The organism is Anaerobiospirillum sp. NML120449, assembly GCF_023051105.1.
Taxonomy (GTDB): Bacteria; Pseudomonadota; Gammaproteobacteria; order Enterobacterales; family Succinivibrionaceae; genus Anaerobiospirillum.
The window spans coordinates 197,351-215,360 of sequence record NZ_JALKIL010000001.1 but is presented as its reverse complement, the minus strand read 5'-3'; the positions used below and the strand labels follow the sequence as shown (position 1 = coordinate 215,360).

At 52.5% G+C, this 18,010-nt stretch carries 8 protein-coding genes; 3 read left to right on the top strand and 5 right to left on the bottom strand.

Annotation, left to right across the window (positions count from 1 at the left end):
• Positions 1–249: 249 nt before the first annotated feature.
• Entirely contained in the window at positions 250–1,695 is a 1,446-nt protein-coding gene (locus MXE41_RS00515; RefSeq protein ID WP_247098987.1) for a helix-turn-helix transcriptional regulator, read from the bottom strand.
• Positions 1,696–3,483: 1,788 nt separating this feature from the next.
• Positions 3,484–4,107 carry a sugar O-acetyltransferase gene (locus MXE41_RS00510; RefSeq protein WP_247098986.1) on the bottom strand — a complete coding sequence of 208 codons (624 nt, stop codon included), beginning with the start codon at positions 4,105–4,107 and terminating at the stop codon, positions 3,484–3,486.
• 893 nt (positions 4,108–5,000) lie between these two features.
• Here MXE41_RS00510 and MXE41_RS00505 point away from each other — a divergent pair.
• From MXE41_RS00505 to MXE41_RS00495, 3 genes are all read left to right on the top strand, one after another.
• Positions 5,001–6,935: a polysaccharide deacetylase family protein gene (locus tag MXE41_RS00505; protein ID WP_247098985.1), complete on the top strand. Its 1,935-nt coding sequence runs from the start codon at positions 5,001–5,003 to the stop codon at positions 6,933–6,935.
• A gap of 1,374 nt (positions 6,936–8,309) precedes the next feature.
• Positions 8,310–8,690, top strand: a complete 381-nt coding sequence (locus MXE41_RS00500) for a RidA family protein (RefSeq protein WP_247098984.1) — start codon at positions 8,310–8,312, stop codon at positions 8,688–8,690.
• A 1,496-nt stretch (positions 8,691–10,186) separates the two neighbouring features.
• Entirely contained in the window at positions 10,187–11,359 is a 1,173-nt protein-coding gene (locus tag MXE41_RS00495) for an aminotransferase class I/II-fold pyridoxal phosphate-dependent enzyme (RefSeq protein WP_247098983.1), read from the top strand.
• A 49-nt stretch (positions 11,360–11,408) separates the two neighbouring features.
• Here MXE41_RS00495 and MXE41_RS00490 read toward each other — a convergent pair whose 3' ends face one another.
• The 3 genes from MXE41_RS00490 to galK all read right to left on the bottom strand — a co-directional run bounded on the left by MXE41_RS00490 (position 11,409) and on the right by galK (position 16,405).
• Positions 11,409–11,585 carry a hypothetical protein gene (locus tag MXE41_RS00490; protein WP_247098982.1) on the bottom strand — a complete coding sequence of 59 codons (177 nt, stop codon included), beginning with the start codon at positions 11,583–11,585 and terminating at the stop codon, positions 11,409–11,411.
• Positions 11,586–12,353: 768 nt separating this feature from the next.
• A complete protein-coding gene (melB, locus tag MXE41_RS00485; protein ID WP_247098981.1) occupies positions 12,354–14,219 on the bottom strand; it encodes a melibiose:sodium transporter MelB in 1,866 nt (621 codons plus the stop codon).
• 1,031 nt (positions 14,220–15,250) lie between these two features.
• Positions 15,251–16,405 (bottom strand): galactokinase, encoded by a 1,155-nt coding sequence (gene galK / locus MXE41_RS00480; protein WP_247098980.1) that lies wholly within the window; start codon positions 16,403–16,405, stop codon positions 15,251–15,253.
• Positions 16,406–18,010 lie beyond the last annotated feature (1,605 nt).

Genomic DNA, 18,010 nt, shown 5'->3' with positions numbered 1-18,010 from the left:
CAGACGCAAGGAAAGAAAGCCTTGCGGCCGGAGCCGTCAGGCGTTCAGTGCGGCTATGCTGCCTGTTCGGTTTTCGCACCATGCGGCATGAGCCGTAAGGATGTCAAGGCCGTATGCCTCCCGGCCTTGATTGTGGAGGCCAGTGGCCCGGCTGCTCCATGGCGATGCCGGGGAGCAATGGCCCTGAGGCAGCTGCTGGATCAGCGTTCAGGAGGCGGCTGTGGCAGCTGCGCATGGGGTAACGGGCGATCAGAATGAGCGCAGCACTGTGCCTAACACGTGACCGACGATAACGGCATCCTCAGGCATAGGAATGCAATTTTCCTTAATGTCAGGATTGTCAGTGCACAGGCTTACTACTCCTCTGATGCACTTGAGACGTCGAATGGCCACATCTGAGTCATTGAGTCTGACGCAGACAACACGGCTTATATAGTCCGTGACGTCGCCGCTGGAGAGCTCAAGAAGCACCAGTGATCCCAATGGAATACCCTCTCCGGTATCGTAGTTGAACATGCTGTCATCACAGGCAAGCATGCTGCCCATGCTGGCATTGCTGTCAGTCATTTTCAGGAAATCGGCAATGCTGCCTGTCTTTGCATCTGCAGGACGGGCATTTTGCTCGTTATTACCTGAAAAGACAGACATGGGCTGATTCATGATGGAGTTTATGGAGGAGTCAGGCTGCAGGCCAGCTGTGCCGCCCTGTCCCAATACTGATGCTGCCTCTGCGTGAGCTGAGCCAGGATGTGCAGCACCTGCATTGGTAGCGCCAGCGTAAGCTGCGCCACCATGGCCGCTGCCATACTGAGAACCACCGCAGCCACAGCCCCTGTCTCTGTCGTTATGTGCGTGCAGAACGGTAATGGAGATATCTGCCTCACTGAAGCAGTACATACCGGAGAGCACCCTGGCATCATCAACGGTGATAAAGCCATTGTTGGACGTATCCAGCCAGCGCTTGATGGTACCTGGCTGATAGTGCAGCAGCAAGTCTATGTCCTTGTAGGCAAGACCATTGGCATTGAGGTGATAGGCAAGATTGTTCTTGAGATCAGCCATGTTAAGGGCAGGCACTCTCAAGTTCACAACAGTGCCATCCTTTAACCTTACAGGCTCGCCGCTGACTACTCTGCGTGGCTTAACAATGAGATCACGGTGCTCCATACAGTTCATGGCCTTCAGAGCACGCATGATGTTATTGCCACGATAGCGGGTACAGCCATTACGCCACTTGCCCACACTGGACTCTGACAGACCGGTGCGCTCAGCCAGTTCCTTAAGCGACATGCATGACAGGCCAAGGAAGTATCTGAAGTTGCTGGCATAGTCATCATCGCTTACAGGATTTTCTACGCAGTGAACCAGGGTACCGTCAATGTAAATCGACTTGAAACGGCGACCGTCACGATTGACCGGCTGGGCTGGGTCAATCAGGTGTTCAGGGCAGCCAAAGAGACTGGCAAAGGCCCTGAGCATGCGATAAGGAAGAATAAGCGCCCTTTCTCTGCCAGCTACGCTTGCTTCAAAGCACCAGTAATTTGCCTGGCTCATGCCCAGGGCTACCGATGCCTCGCGCTGAGAATATCCGGCACGCTTACGGTAATAGGCCATGTTGGCCTTGGTCTGGTCTATGGTTACTGGATCCGGATATGGAGGGACTCCCGGATCAATATCACCCTCTCTAAGCTTCATACATAACCTCACAAATCAGGCTCTGTCTGTTGTATGAGACAGATACAGGGGGCATATAGCAAGGACACAACAGCACAAATGCTTTTTTAATACTGCAGGCAGTACAGAAACTGTCACCTTTACTCTCTTGCTCGATCCAGGCAGTCGGGCTTTACATCTTTGCAGCCAGCTACTGCCCTCTCAAGCTGTTTGTTCAAACAATCCGACACCAGTCAGGCTCACAGAAACCTGAAGCTGTTATTACCCATGATGTATGACTGAGTAAAACGTTGTCTGGTGACCACTTTGATACTTTTTAAGTTCAATTTGTTGTATCAATGTGGTCATTATATCTATATCTAGATAAATTGCAACATATACAATACTGAAATCTTTAAAATTATTTATATACAGCTACTATTTATCTGCAGACCGCCTGAGAATGCCACTTTCACAGAAGACAAACGTCTTACACATTAATTTTCATCTATCTTTATTCCAACAAAACCGCCCCTTCTGACTGCCCAATACTTGCCCAGATCCATCTGCCCTGTACCTTATTCCACAAAAAGCCCATTAACAGGCCATTTATTTCAGATATGGCAGCCCGGTCACCCTATCAAAGCCTGCAGCATCCAATGCCATTACAGGCTGCCCGAGCCCCATGCTTTCATGGCAAAAGACAAGGCCCCCTGTGAGGTGCCTTATCAAAAGAACAGCATATTTATCGCATTTATGACTTACTACATATTAATTTACATGGATGTGTTATCTTAATAACAGGCAAAAGCCGTTCATAACTTCAGGGAGCAAATTACAGGGGGCTGAACAGCCCTCAAAGAGAATGCGACCTGACCATCCCATGATAGTCCAGCACGTTACCAAACCATACATCCATAGTCGTTCCAGCTGCATCTCAGTACTGCAAGGCGCAACTCAGTCATGGGCTGTTGCCTTGCAAGGACCTGGCATTCGCCTGTTCTGCAGTACCGCCCGCGCATCAACAAACACTCATTTTTCCCCACTACCATGGTCGCACCGTCCTCTGCACGCAGTTTAGATAAGCCTCGTCCCTTTAGATATTTGCGCTCAAAGAAAAAGGCATGTCCGAAGACATGCCTTTTTCTTTGTAAGTTCATGGTCAGGTGTTACAGGCCAAATCAGCAATACGACCGCATCAGCAGCATCTGCCAGAGCAGCCACCATGAGGATCGTCCCTGAGAGTCAGTCCTGATGCTACGGTGAGCAACGTACCACTATCGGCCCGACATTTCATGCTTCATGAGCTGAGTATCAGCCCTGATAGTCGGCCCTGATGAGTCAGCAATGATTTCCCGGCAAGCCGTCAGATGTTGCTGATAAAGCCATGTCGACTGTTCAGCTTGTGCTGTGGGGCAGCAAATGCATGCTTATCTGTTCAGCTTGTGCTGTGGGGCAGCAAATGCATGCTTATCTGTTCATTTCCTGCATAGCAGAGCAGATAGAAGGACGGATAAATGAGGCCGTCATCTGCGCCCCGCCGCTCAAATCACAACAGGGACAAATAGCCATAGGAAATGGCAAGAGCCTGGGCCGGGTGCGGCTCGGTCGTCACTGCCAACTGTCAGCAGGACTATGGGACGGCGGCTGCCGACACTTCCGGATGTCAGTAGCGCTGTGGCCGCTTCTGCCGTCACTTCCGGATGTAAGTAGAGCCGTGGTCGCTGCTGCCGTCACTGCCCGGTGCAGGTTGCGCTTTGGCCGCTGACAGATTGGCAGCCTGAAAGTTGAGCAAAATACATCGTGACCATAGCGTTAGTGTGCTGTCAGCTAGAGCTGGAAGGTCTGCTGGCAGGATGGATGAGGCTGAAGATACTTTTCCTTGTCGGCCTCGGTTATCGAACGCATGACACGACATGGATTACCTACAGCAACTACGTTATCAGGGATATCCCTGGTTACTACGGCGCCCGAGCCAATAACGACATTACTGCCAATGGTGATGCCCGGCAGCACTAACACTCCGGCACCTATCCAGACGTTGTTGCCAATGCGTATCGGCCAGGCGTACTCAAGGCCCTTATTACGCCTCTCAGTATCAATTGGATGGCCGGCCGTGGTCAGAGTAACGTTGTTGGCAATGAAAACATTATTGCCTATGCTCACCCTGGCACAGTCCAGTACAGTCAGATTGTGATTGGCAAAGAAGTTGTCGCCTGTCTTAATGTTGTAGCCGTAGTCACAGTAGAAAGGAGCAACAACAGTGGTGTTCTCACCGTGACTGCCCAGCAGATCATTGAGCACCTCAAGCTGGCGAGTGCTGTCTGATGGACGAATCTGAGTGTTGTATTCCCAGCACAGATCCTTGGCACGGGCACGCTCAGCTATCATCTTGGGTTCATTGGCGTCATACAGATATCCTGTATCACGAAGCTTTCTCTGTTCATTTAACATGCTTGCTGACCTCAAATGTTTCTCATACCTGCTCAAGGGCAATCATGCAGACGGATCGCACTCATAGTGGTTAAACATGCGCAAGGCTGCATTGTGCCCCATGAAGTCTCATCTGTTGAATTTACAACAACTTTGCTTACCTGAGAGATCTTTGTTCCAATGCCTGATCAGTATCCCAGAATCAGCCCCTGACCATCATAAGCTGAGTCATTTTGGCGCACATAAGCACTGGTCTTTGCCTGTCCTCCTGCCCAGCCTATGTCATAAGCCCGGCATGATCCTGTAAGCCCGCATAGTCCTGTTAGCCCGGCATGGTCATGTAAGCCCGCATAGTCCTGTTAGCCCGGCATGGTCCTGTAATCCCGGCATGGCCTGGTTTGCCTGCCGTACTCATGCATGTGCTCATGGCGATATGGTCAGGCAACGGAGCTGTCTCTGCCAGACTGCTATCCCATTAAGGATTACCCTCAGTCATTATCTGCCAGGCTTGCCACAAAGGCCCCTGTAACTCTTACCATCAGGTCCATTTGAGGTCCATTTAATCCCATTTCGGTAAGGCCACTAATCCCAGCCCGGGTTCAGCTCATTACCAATGCACAGCAGACAGACATGGAACCATTGAACAATGGCATTGCTGCAGCCAGTTACGGCCGGGACGGGCAGCACACAGTCACGTATCGAAGGCGGGCTTTGGTCCTGGGTGCTACGGGGCAGTCGGGCATCAAGGTGTCACCACGGATCGGTTTGTTTGTTTGTTTGTATTTCTGAATTTATACGCCCAGAAAGGCCCCTGAGCCTGTTATATACGTTAATCAGAGACATGGTTATGATAGAATCTGCCTCTGTCGACGTACTTCCATAAAAAGCAACATGGGTGACTAATGAACATACTGATGGCCTTGTCGCAGCGCGAAATCACTGGTGCTGAAGTCTATGCAGCAACCCTGTCTGACCAGCTTATTGATCGTGGTCATAACGTATTTATCGTATCTGACACCCTGACTGTAAAATGCAAAGCACCGTTCTTTCCCCTCGAGTTTAACAACCGCTTTTTATCTGCCCGCGTCGGCCATATCATAAAGCTGTGCAAGCTCATCAAAGAACACGATATTCAGGTAGTACATGCCCACTCACGTGCATCCTCATGGGTCTGCTCTGTTGCCTGCATGATCTGCCGTATCCCCCTCATTACCACCACTCATGGCCGACAGCCTGTCCATGCCAGCCGTCGCCTCATTAAGGCTTTCGGTGTCAAAAGCATATGCGTATGTGAAAACATCCGCACCCAGATCTGTAAGGAGCTGGGCTACGATGAAGCAAGCACCCTGCTGCTGCGCAATCCTGTAGACCCGTCAGTCTTTACTTTCTCTGCCAGTGACAGAGACTTATCCAGGCAGAATACCACTCCGTCCGGTTCCTCCGGCACTGACACTTCAGGCACTGTTGCAGACTCTGCTGCACCCGCAGGCACTGATGCAGACTCTGCTGCTCTCTCAGCTGCCGCTGCTGTCCAGAGCTCACCACGCCCAATCCGTGTTGCCCTGGTAGGACGTCTGTCAGGACCTAAGGGCCATGTGGCCTATGAGGTGCTGAGCAAGTTAAGCCCTCACGAGCATATCCATATCCAGATTATTGGCAGCAAGGATATTCCTGAGCGATTCGACAGCTTCCGCAACCTTGCCAATGTAGAGTTCCTGGGCTACCGCACTGATGTGCATCAGCTGATGCGTAAAGCTGACGTCATCGTTGGTGCAGGTCGTGTAGGTGTTGAGGCCGTACTTTCAGGCCGTCCTCTGATTGCTGTTGGCGAGGCCATTTACGAAGGCCTTGTCACCACCAGCTCACTGGCTGCTGCCCTGTCGTCAAATTTTGGCGATATCAACTGCGTCAATGAGACCCGCCTTGATTTCTCATCCCTTAAGGATGACGTTGAGGCTGCCGTGAACCTGTCCGTCCAGGAGCTGAGCTCCCTTAGAGAAACTGTGCTTCATGAGTTCAACATGGAGCGCATTGTCTCTACCATCGAAGAGCTCTACAGCCGTACCTTTGTTGAGTACCGTCACTATGAGGTGCCTGTTCTCATGTATCACCGCGTCATTGAAAGCGAGGCTGAGGCCGGTGTACATGGTACATGGGTAACACGTGAGCGCTTTGAAAGTCACCTGAAGCTGTTAAAGAGCAAAGGCTATCAGACTGTTACCTTCAAGGAGCTGGCTGAAAACAATCTGATGTTAAAGCGCTTTGACAGGGGCAATAAGTTTATTGTGCTGACCTTTGATGACGGCTATGAAGACAATTACCGCGTCATGTTCCCTGTGCTTAAGAAGTATGGAGCCAAGGCTGTTATCTTCCTGCTCTCTGATTCAACCTGCAATGCCTGGGATGCCGATAACGCTGAGCGCCCTGAAAAGCGCCTCAGCCTGATGACTCCTGAGCAGATTAAGGAAATGGAGGCATATGGCGTTGAGTTTGGTGCTCACACCAGAACCCATCCGCGCTTAAGCCAGCTGCCTCTTGAGCAGGCCCGCGATGAAATTGCCGGCTGCAGGCAGAGCCTTGAGCAGACCTATGGTCATGCCTTTACCACCTTTGCCTATCCTTATGGCGACCTTAATGAGGCTGTTAAGGAGGAGGTCAAAAAGGCCGGCTTTACCTACGCTCTGGCTACTGACTCAGGCAATATCAACATGGACTCCGATCCTTTCCAGATTAGACGTATTGCCATCTTCCCACGCAACAGCATGCTCACCTTCAGACGCAAGATTTCCGGCCGCTACAACTTCATCAAGATGAAGCGCGAAGAAAAGGCCTACGGACATCACAACTGACACAAAGGCCGGCCAGTGCAGTCCACTGCCAGCCCTGTCAGCTACAGAGATGACGGCTCCCGGCCCGCAACAGCACCCCCACTGCCTCAGGCGCCATCATGGCGCCTGAGTCGTTTCCGTACTGTAACTCCCACTACGTCCCGCCATACCCTGTTAACAGACCAGCCCACCAGCCCCTGCCCTGCTGGTCAGCGCCAGCTCAGTCTGAGCGCAGCTGATGCTCAGTCCCCTGCCCCTCGCGCCCGGCTATGGTCATAGCCAGCATCACCGGTGGCTTTTCCCCTCGGCTGCAGAGCCTGCTGCCGCACTCATCCACCATGTCACGCAACTGCCTACGTATCCTGTTCCCAGTTAATCATGGCCTACATCAGCTGCAGCGCCTGACGCCATATCAGCAGACAGCCTTGTCTCATGGCGAAACTGTCATATGTTACAAATGGCCCATTTTCCAGAGACGAAAACTCAGCCCTGAATATTACCGGCATCAAGCTCCCATAAAATACACTGCAATGCCTGCCCTTTGTGTTCATGACTGACAGAGGCGTTGAAGTGAGCGCACCAGTACAGCATGGCCTCGTGCTGCAGGCGCACGCCCTGCTCATCACCGGCATTATGCTCTCCTGAAATGCATTGCCTGCCCTTTGTGTTCATGACTGACAGTGGCGTTGCATTGAGTCTGTTCCCGTCCTAGTCCATGTCCTGGTACAGCATGGCCTCGTGCTGCAGGCGCCCGTCCTGCTCATCACCGGCATTATGCTCTCCTGAAATGCATTGCCTGCCCTTTGTGTTCATGACTGACAGGAGCGTTGCAGTTAGTGGGTTACTGTCCCTGTACAGGATGGCGCCTTGCTGCAGGCGCCCGCACCACAACAGTACTCCTGCAGACATAAGGCAGGCTGCCTGAGTCCTCATAAGCGCCATAATCTCTCTGAGGCATACGGTGCATCAGGTAAGCTCATTGTACTCATCCAGCCCCTGCTGTCAGTGCAGCTTTACCGGCTCTGATCAGGGCTGACCTGTACCTGGATGGTGCTATTTTGGCCCGCCCTGTCAAGGTCAGCACCCTTTGCCCACCCAAAAACCTGGCAGCTCAGGGCATGTTCCTGCCTGGCTGACCTGCTGGCAGATGCTAAGCCTTACCTGGTACCCTTATGGGGCATACGGGGCATGAGGGTGCAGTTGCGGGAATTTTTAGCCGCTTGCATGAAAAGACTTTACAACTATGGTCAGGTTGCGTAGCTTTATGGCTGTTACAGTGCGTCACCGCCTCAGGCTGTGATTGCCAGCTTACAGACCTGCATGAGCCTCAGGCAGAAGGACCTGCCATGACGCCATGACTGTCTGAGCTTTTTCTTTTGATTATTTGAGGTCACTATGTCTAAAGAAGTCATCACTTCAGCCAACGCTCCTAAGGCTATCGGTCCATACTCCAGCGCCATCAGCCTCGGCAATATGCTCTTTGTTTCCGGCCAGATTCCGGTAAACCCACAGAGCGGCGACATGCCAGAGGACATCAAGGATCAGGCCAACCAGTCCCTGTCCAACTTAAAGGCTCTGGTTGAAGAGGCCGGCTTTACCCTCGCTGACGTGGTAAAGACCACTGTATTCCTGGCTGACATCGCCGACTTCACTGCCGTAAACGAAGTTTACTCCACCTACTTTGCCCAGCCATACCCTACCCGCTCCTGCGTTGCCGTAAAGGATCTGCCTAAGGGCGCAAGGGTTGAGATTGAGTGCATCTGCTGCCGCAGCTAATCTCTGCACAGGATAATCCCGGCTGAAGCTAATACCGGCTCCGTCCGTAAGGCCTGTGCCCCGGCACCGTCGGCATGCCTGACTCCCATACCGGGAGCAATGCCTTAATCCCGTGCCCAGACAGCATAGTGAGGCCCCTGTGACCCTCTGCCAGCCCCATGTGCTGACAAGGTCAGACAACAGCTGGTCTGCGCTCCCAGACAGACGGCTGCCTGCGCAGCCAGCAGCCACGAGCTCACAGAAAACCGAACTGTCAGCATTGCTGGCAGTTGCCGCCATGTGCTTCTTAAGCTTGGGCATACTGACCGGTACAGCATGCATGGACTGGAAGCCGTCCTGCACTGCAGGGCTTACAGCACTGGGAGCTGGGTACAGGCAGCTTACTGCCGGTATCAGCAAAAGGAGCAGTCTCCATAAGGGGGTCTGCTCCTTTGCTTTTTAAGGACCCTGCCGGCACTGCCACGCATACGGGACGTCATACCTTACAGGAGACTTGCAAAGCTTGTCAGCCCCAGCCCCTGCGCCCACCAGTGGCACGGACCTCAGGCCAGAGCTCTCTGGTTGTCCCGACAGCCATGGTTATCCCGACCACATGGTTGTCCTGACCTCATGGCTGTCCCGACCTCATGGTTGTCCCGACCAGATGGTTGTCCTTAGCTCTTGGCTGTCCTGACAGGTATGCTCCTTATGGAGGCTATGGACATCCCGCCAAGCCTAGACTCACTGCCAATACTCATGAGTACTTACTGTCCATGCAGCTGTGTATGTCCCAAATCCATACAGAAGAGGGTAAACAGTGGATGAACAGCCATGACATAACTGTCCTCATTGAGATGCATCAGCGGTTTGAAAAGTCGTTATGGCAGCCGTCAGGGCTGAGCTGAGGCCACAGCAAGGCTTTTAACGGGGCTCAGGCAGCGGGCAAAGTTATGGCTAAGGCCAGAGACTATTATTGGCAAAGCCTGCTGCCGGCAAGCCATAGTGCTGGCAAAGACTGACAAGGCCCTGACCTCGGAGCGCAATTACCTGTGACCATGGCGGTGACTATGCACTGATCCGTGCCTGCAGCTGAGCTCATACCCCTGGCGCTGCTGGCAGCAATAGAGCATAGCGGTGATCCGCAGCCAGTGTAATACCTGGCGCTGTAACACTATTGTATGGCCCATGTACGGCCCTGTGGTGGTGCCAGGCAGCTTGCCCTGAAAGTCATGACATTGATTATTTTTAGCACAGGGATATGGCTCAGCTGCCATTTCTGAGCCTCTGTGTCCCGTCCGTGCTGCCTGCACTGATCAGGTGATTAATCCTGCATGGTTTTATCTGCAATCAGCTTGTGCTAACTTTGCAGATCCCCGCTTCATTTGTCCAGGGTACAGCCTGTGAGCAATACCTGAGCTAAGGACCACTCAATACGACACTTGTAAGGCCTGTTGTGGGCCGGTGCCTTTGCCGGTGCCCGGGGCGGGGATGTTGTTTTTCTTTGTTGCGGAGGGCATATGCTCGACTTTTCTACCGTTATCGATCGTCTTGGTACCGACAGCTTCAAATGGGATGTGCCTAACCGTATGCTCGGTGGTGACGACTTTATCCAGATGGGCTGCGCTGACATGGACTTTCTTACCCCTCCAGAGATTAAGGAGGCCATGGTAAGCATTGCCAGCACCGGTCTTTATGGCTATACCTGCAAGAGCGATGAGTTTGAACAGGGTGTGGCCTCATGGATGAAGGAGCGTCATGGCCTCAAGGTAAGCCCGGCCACTATTTTGTATGCCCCTCGCATTGTTAATATTACCTCCCTGTGCGTCCAGGCTTTCTCAAGCCCAGGGGATGCCGTTATCCTCAACAGCCCTTACTACCCTCCTCTTAATGAGATTACCGCTGCCAACGGACGTACTGTGCTCAAGCCACAGCTTGTAGAGCGTGAGGGACGCTATGTCATGGACTTTGAGGATCTGGAGCGTCAGCTTGAGCACCACTGTGTGCGCATGATGATTCTGGTATCCCCTCATAACCCTACCGGCCGTATCTGGACCCGTGAGGAGCTTGAGCAGGTGGCAGAGTTCTGTGTACGCCATCAGATCATTCTCTTTGTTGACGAGATTCACTCTGACTTTGTGGCAGAGGGCGGCAAGTTCACCTCCATGCTGGCCCTTGAGGGTGATATCACCAGATATCTGATTGTAACCAGTGCTCCGTCCAAAACCTTTAATGTCATGGGCTGCCACATGTCATGGATTGCCGTACCTGATGCCCAGATCCGCTCCACAGTCAAAAACGCCCTTGTTCGTCATGGCCACACCGAGCCAAATATTTTCGGCAATACCATGATGAAGATTGCCTACCAGAAGTGCGGCTATTACGTAGATGAAGTCAACAGGGTCATTGACGCCAATGATGCATATCTGCGCAAGGCCCTGCCTGAGGTGCTGCCAGGCGTGATTGTAAAGCCACGTGAGGGCACCTTCCTGTTATGGGTTGATTTCAACCCTGTCTTTGGCAGTGAAAAGGAAACCATGGACTTCTTCCATGACAGGGTCAGAGCCCACTTCCATCCGGGCAGCCACTTCGGTCCTGGCTTTGACAATTTCGGCCGCATCAACATAGGCTGTCCGATGAGCGTACTTGAGGACTTCATCGAGCGCATCAGACGCGCCCGCGCCCAGGCCTGACAGACAGACAGCACCGATCCAGAAGCAGCTCTCACCACAGCTCAGAGCATCAGCCCCGGCCCAGCCCGCTGTCAGCACAGCTGATGGCTGCATGCCGGGTCTCTCTGTTACCACAGCTGCGAGCTGCCGCTCCGGCCACACCGCTAACGCCGCTGCTGACTGCAGCCTCATCGAGAGCCCCGGTCATACCCTCAGCACAGAGCAGATCCTCAGCCTCACCAGTCATGGTGCTGAGCTCTGGCCTGAATTAAAAAAGGCCAGAGCATGTGGACTCTGGCCTTAGAGGATTTGTCATGGAGGAGAGAAGAGCAGTCCTACTATGTCAGTCTGTGTGGTGGTGTGTTCCTGACACCTCAGACATGCTCTCAACTTTGCTGAGTTGACAATTTCAGCAAAAACGGTCTTGCTCTTATCAGATCTGGTCTTACTCTTACCGTGCCGCCCCAATGGGCTTTACCTGGACCTCCAGGGTCATCCCGGCCCATCCATGGCAACCCGTGGGCGCTCAGCGCGACTTATGCAGCTGATGGCTGTGCCATCACTGCTGCGACATCAGGGCCGGGTTCTTGCCAGGACGCTTGATGCCCGGGGCGCTTTATGCCCGGAGCTTTTTGTTGGGGGCTCTTAATGTCCGGGGAGCTTTGTGTTCCCGGGGCTGCGGTATTGCCAGGTTTCAGGCCGGCATCGTGACCGCCCGGTCGGATGCGCTTGTCTGTCCTGAATGCTGATAAGACAGTGAAATCTTGAAATCTGTGGTCCTTTCAGACCAGTCTGGCTTGCGCCTTTGCTTTGGCCTGTGCTGCCTTATCATGGCAGCTGAGCCGGCTGCAGGGAGGCTGCATTTGTCTGCTTTATGGCAGGCAGTGCAGCCTCCTTTTATTTTGTTCCTGGCGGCATGGGACCTGTCAGCTGATGCCGGTGCGGACCTTTGCCGTCAGGCTCCGGGCTGACAGCCTGTGCTGCACAGCCCGGGCTCACAGAGCTTGCGAGGCTCTTAGAGGAACTTCTTTTCAGCGTTGGAGATGAGTTCAACGAGCTGGTATGGGTCATTGCAGGCTCTGATAGCATCTACATTGGCCTTGTCGTCAAGAATCAGACCCAGACGGCCAATCACGTTGAGGTGAGCATTACCATCGTTGACGCTGGCCAGCATGCAGATCAGGTCACAGGCGCGGCCGTCAGGTGCATTGAAGTCCATTGGAGTCTTGAGTCTGGCAATAACCAGAGTGGTGTTCTTAATGAGGTCAGACTTGGCATGAGGAATGGCAATACCATCAGCAATGCCGGTAGGTCCTACAGCCTCACGGTCCATAATGTCCTTGAGGAAAGCCTCCTTGTCAGACTCGTTGAGGTTCTCTACAAGGGCAACCTTGTCAATCATCTGTGATAACAGAGTCTGCTTGTCGGTGATATCGCAGTCCAGCATCATGGTACGAACGTGCAGAGCGGCACGGACAAAGCGGGTAGATTCCCTGGAGGACTGAGCCTGGTCACGGGAGGACTGCAGGGCAGAGAGCATGTTCTTATAGAATTCGCCGTTGAGCTTGTAGTACTTGATGTACAGAACCAGCATTACCAGCAGAACTACGGTAGAGGCAACGAACATTACCATGCGCAGACCGAAGATAGTGCTCTCAGTCTGAGGAACGTTAGGAACGTAACCTACCAGAGTCAGGGTCAGACCGGAGAGGAAGCCGGCAAAAGCAGAGCCGAACTTAACGGTCATGGTCTGCATGGAGAATACGATGGACTCGGAACGGGTACCTAACTTGTACTCACCATAGTCTACGGTGTCAGCCAGCATTACAGTGGTAGCTACCAGTGACATGGCAACACCCATGGAGGCGATGCAGTAGGAGGCACCGGACATGAAGATGGAGGCATCAGCACCTGAACCGCTGAAGAACATGCCCATATAGCCGCCTACCATCAGCAAGGCAGCCAGGATATATACAAACTTGCGGGAGGTAAAGTTAACCACATATGGGAAGGTTACAAAAGCGATGAACTGGAAGACGGCACCGGCAGCCATGAAGTAAGGATAGGACTCCTCACTGACAATTACGTACTTGAAGTAGTACAGGATAGCGCCATTGACCAGATTCTGAGCAACCTGCTGAATAATGGTCAGGATAATGATGACAAGGAGCTGATCGTTCTTAACCAGCAGCTGAATCATGCCCTTTACTGAAATCTTCTGACGCAGTGGAGTCTGAACGTGCTCACGGATATTGCGTACGCAGATAATCTCGGTAACGATAAAGGCGATATTGATTAAGATAACGTAACGGAAGAAGCCGTCTGACATGGTATCGCCCATGCCGGTACCAAGGAAGGTAATCAGGCTCAGACCGAAAATTACAACAAACTGGCCGCCAATCATGGCACCGGTACGAGGGATTACGGACATAATGTCACGTACCTTGGAATCGGTGGAGAAGGCTGGAATAAATGACCAGTAAGGAATGTCGATAATGGTATAGGACATACCCCACAGGATGTAGAAGATACCGCAGTAGATCATGGCCTCGGTCATATTGAAACCGAAGAAATGAATCGGATTGGTAAACATCATGATGGAGATGACGGAGTTAACCAGGGTACCAATGAGAATCCATGGACGGAACTTGCCCCAGCGGGTCTTGGTATTGTCTACAATCCATCCCATGAAAGGATCGTTAAAGGCGTCCCACAGTCGGGCTATGAGGAAGATAAAGCCGACGAAAGCAGCACTCAGGCCCACAGTGTCGGTGAAGAAAATCATAAGGTAGGCAGCCATGACCCAGTAGGCCAGATCCTTACCCACGGCACCAAGACCAAAGGAGACCTTCTCCTTTAGCGTAACTGGACTTTCAGCCATGATATAACTCCTGATACACACAATGAAGTCAAGCTCAGCTTATCCCTGCACCTGCAGCTCAGGCCTCACACAGCCATTACCGCTGCCCATAAGACAGTCTCAATGAGACTGTCCATGTCTCACCTTGCAGAGAAGAGCTTACTTCCCTCTATACAACAAAACGAAATCTTTCATGCCTCACCCCGTCACACTGCGGGGCTGAGCTTTCATGCCTCACCCCCGTCACACTGCGGGGCTGAGCTTTCATGCCTCACCCCGTCACACATCGGGGCTGAGCCTTCATGCCTCACCCCCGTCACACTGCGGGGCTGAGCCTTCCTGCTCAAAATCTCACCATCTCCGGCAACCCACATCACGCCCGCCAGCTCAGGACGCCCAGCCACGACACCAGGCCCCCGCCATTCTTCACAGCACCAGAGTGCCTGCACCTGCAGCAGTATCTGCAATACCTGCAGTTTAGCTGTATTGCGGTGTTGCACTGTTGCGCATATGAAGCTCATGAAGCACAGCTCACTTGTGGCGCACGCGCGGCTTAAGCTGCTGCCAGAGCCACAAAGGGCGCGGCAAGGGGTGCCAGGGCCGCAGCAGCGGCCCGGCCACTGGACCACATCGTACAACACCAATGTAAGCGCTTACAATGCGGACCGCTAAAGGGATGCCAGTGGCATCTTAAGTATCGGATATTCGGAGAAATAAGAGTTTGAGCAGAAATGCTCGTGAGGTCAGATCAGATAGCAACTCCTGTAACAGGAGTGCTTACGCACAGAATTGTCGGCAAGTAACACACCATACTCCCGTCCGGCCTGTTTAAGGCCATGTAATCGTTTACATTGACTGGTAAAAAATAAGGCTGTCCACACCAGCCTGGGGAGGCCTGCTGCAGAATCACTCTGCAGCAGCCAAAGACAGCTTAATCGGGCTTTCACACAATTACCGTTTTTAACGGTGGAGTGCAGCTCAACAGAAAGCTGCACTCCTGTTCCCTGCTGTCATGCAGCCTCAAACACACAAACGGCTGCATTATTAAACTTTTACAGAGCTGTAAAAGTTGCGCCATCAAAGGCATGAGTTTCAATAATGGTTGCCTTGCGGCCAGCCAGAGCCTCATATTTGGCATCGATGGCGGCCTTGACCTGGTCAACCTTTGCAGGATCGACAACAGCTACCACACTGCCGCCGAAACCACCGCCAGTCATACGGACTGCAGCATTCTCACCAATGGCCTCACGGATAATTTCAACCAGGCCATCAATCTCAGGGATGGTGATTTCAAAGTCATCACGCATGGAGCAGTGAGAGGCGTACATCAGGGTGGCAAGACTGGCCAGATCACCCTGCTCAAAGGCCTTTACAGCCTCCAGTACACGATCATCCTCAGTGATGACGTGACGGGCACGACGGTAGGTTACGTCGTCCATGTCAGCCTTGTGGGCATCAAGCATTTCCATGGTGGCATCGCGCAGAGCCTTGACACCCAGAATACGGGCGGCATTTTCACACTGCTCACGGCGCTCATTGTACTCACCGCCTACCAGGGCGTGCTTGACGTTGGAATTGACAATCAGAATGTCGAGATTCTCAGGAACGCTGATCTGCTTGAGCTCAAGAGAGCGGCAGTCAATTAACAGAGCGCTGTCGGCGCGGCCGCAGGCTACGATGGTCTGATCCATAATGCCGCACTTGCAGCCGTTTAAGGCCTCACATGCCTGGCCGGTCAGGGCGATTTGCTGAAGAGGAATATTCAGACCGAAAACCTGGGATAAGAGGTTGCCGAAGGTAACTTCCAGAGAAGCGGAGGAAGACAGACCTGAACCTAATGGGATATCACCGGTAATTGCAATATCAAGTCCCTCGACCTTGTGGCCTTTCTCCATAATCAGGGAGGTCATGGCACGCAGGTAGTTTGACCAGGTCTTGGACTCATGAGCATTGAAAGTAGCGCTGCATACGAACTCATCAGTGTCGTGATTGATGTCTACAGCCAGCAGACGCATTTTGTCGGTGCCGTTCTTACGGGCGGTAATGGCTGTGCCGTACTTGATGGCACATGGCAGCACAAAGCCGTCATTGTAGTCGGTGTGCTCACCAATCAGGTTAACGCGGCCAGGAGCATAGGAAAGATACTCTGGCTTGCAGCCAAAGTGACGCTCAAATTCCTCAGCACTCTTAAGACGAACATCGCTCATGATTAATCCTCTGTAACAGGCAGCACCCTGCCTTTGTACCACCGGAGAGCAAAGCACCGGGGGCTGTGATTTTGCGGGCATGGGCCCGTCCTGCATATGTTATCCGGTCACATCAGGCCATTGCAGAACAGAACAAAAGCTGCTCCCGCCAGCCTCAGACCTTCATCTTCGGGACTCAGAAGTCCCCTGCAGGCACTACAACCAGAAACAGGCACTTACCCCTGTTTTGAATTTGAGGCCATTATACGACAAATACTATCAAAAAAACGTTTACACGCTGTGTTTTTTGACCTGGCTCACAGCACACAAAAGGCCAAATAATGCCTGAAAATGCCCCAAACCCCGCATAAAACCGCCCCTGTAACAGCATGTAACAACAGCCCCGCAGACAAAATACTCCCAAAATGCCGCCCAGCTTGTCATACATCCTCAATAAAGCCCGTATTTATGCCATCCATCATGGCAAAGGCATAAAAAATTACCACACCCATTCATATTTTTCACTCAAAAAGTAACAGTTACACGCAATAATCACGGCCCACCACCCTGCCCACAACACCTGATAAAGCATGATATTTATCAGCTTTACACGACAAAACCACAAACATTTTTCGTTTTACGAACACGTATTCGAAAATTACATTTGTAACATAACATCCACAATCCAGCTCCAACCGTCCCTCCCCCAAAGAAACCAGCTGACAGCATCTCATCCCTGCAGCCCGCAGACAGGCTGCTGCCCCAGCGCAGCAAGTCGGCAATGCCCCATCCCCTGCTTAAAAGCGCGGAGCAACCGGCAGCAAGCCCCCATCCCCTGCATAAAAGCACACCAAAACGGCAGCAAATCCCCAACAGCCTGAACAAAGCAGAGCTGCGGCCCAGTACCTCATTCCCCAGCGCCTCTTCCCGAGCAGCAGCCAGGAGGCTCAATACTGTCAAGGAAGGCAGATTATCCGGATAATGAACACACGGCCTGCATAATTGCCCATTTACCCCATGGGCTGGCTCATGGAGCGCACCATAGATTGACCTCTGGATTGACCTCTTGATTTACATACACCTGAAAGCACTAACGTGTAGAAGGATAAATGGCTGCGCCGTATATTGCTCGACGAACATATATATTGCTGGATGAACATATGAAAAGCTGGTACTAAAGGAGACAGCAAGGGGTTCAGCTATTGCCATGCTTTAACAAACATCAGGCAGCTGTTTGACGGGTTTGCAGCTGTTGCAGCGCTATTTGCCTGCACAGGAACATATTGAGGCGTACGTCTCTTACAGTGAGCGTCAGTGCCCTTTATAAGGTATAAGGTATAAGGTACAAGGTACGGCATTTGGGCCCTGAACAGCATCTGCTCCAGCTGTGCTGCCTGCGCAGGCAGCCAGTTCTGTCGGGAGCGGCCTGATTGCGGAGTGAAGCGCTGACTGTCCAGACAGGAGGGTCTTATGGCATAGGGCTGATTCTGGGGACTAAGAGCGCCTGTCCCTGACAGACTGACTACTGGTGAAACGTCCAGATTATGGAGTGAGGCTATGCCTGTCCCTGACAGGGCTGGCTCTGTTTAAACGTCCAGATTATGGAGTGAGGCTATGCCTGTCCCT

Bases quoted from the DNA above. Each gene is read 5' to 3' on its own strand.
- MXE41_RS00505 (WP_247098985.1), top strand. From the start codon at position 5,001: ATGGCCTTGTCGCAGCGCGAAATCACTGGTGCTGAAGTCTATGCAGCA.
- galK (WP_247098980.1), bottom strand. From the start codon at position 16,405: ATGAGCGATGTTCGTCTTAAGAGTGCTGAGGAATTTGAGCGTCACTTT.
- MXE41_RS00515 (WP_247098987.1), bottom strand. From the start codon at position 1,695: ATGAAGCTTAGAGAGGGTGATATTGATCCGGGAGTCCCTCCATATCCG.
- MXE41_RS00495 (WP_247098983.1), top strand. From the start codon at position 10,187: ATGCTCGACTTTTCTACCGTTATCGATCGTCTTGGTACCGACAGCTTC.
- melB (WP_247098981.1), bottom strand. From the start codon at position 14,219: ATGGCTGAAAGTCCAGTTACGCTAAAGGAGAAGGTCTCCTTTGGTCTT.
- MXE41_RS00500 (WP_247098984.1), top strand. From the start codon at position 8,310: ATGTCTAAAGAAGTCATCACTTCAGCCAACGCTCCTAAGGCTATCGGT.
- MXE41_RS00510 (WP_247098986.1), bottom strand. From the start codon at position 4,107: ATGTTAAATGAACAGAGAAAGCTTCGTGATACAGGATATCTGTATGAC.
- MXE41_RS00490 (WP_247098982.1), bottom strand. From the start codon at position 11,585: ATGACTGGTGAGGCTGAGGATCTGCTCTGTGCTGAGGGTATGACCGGG.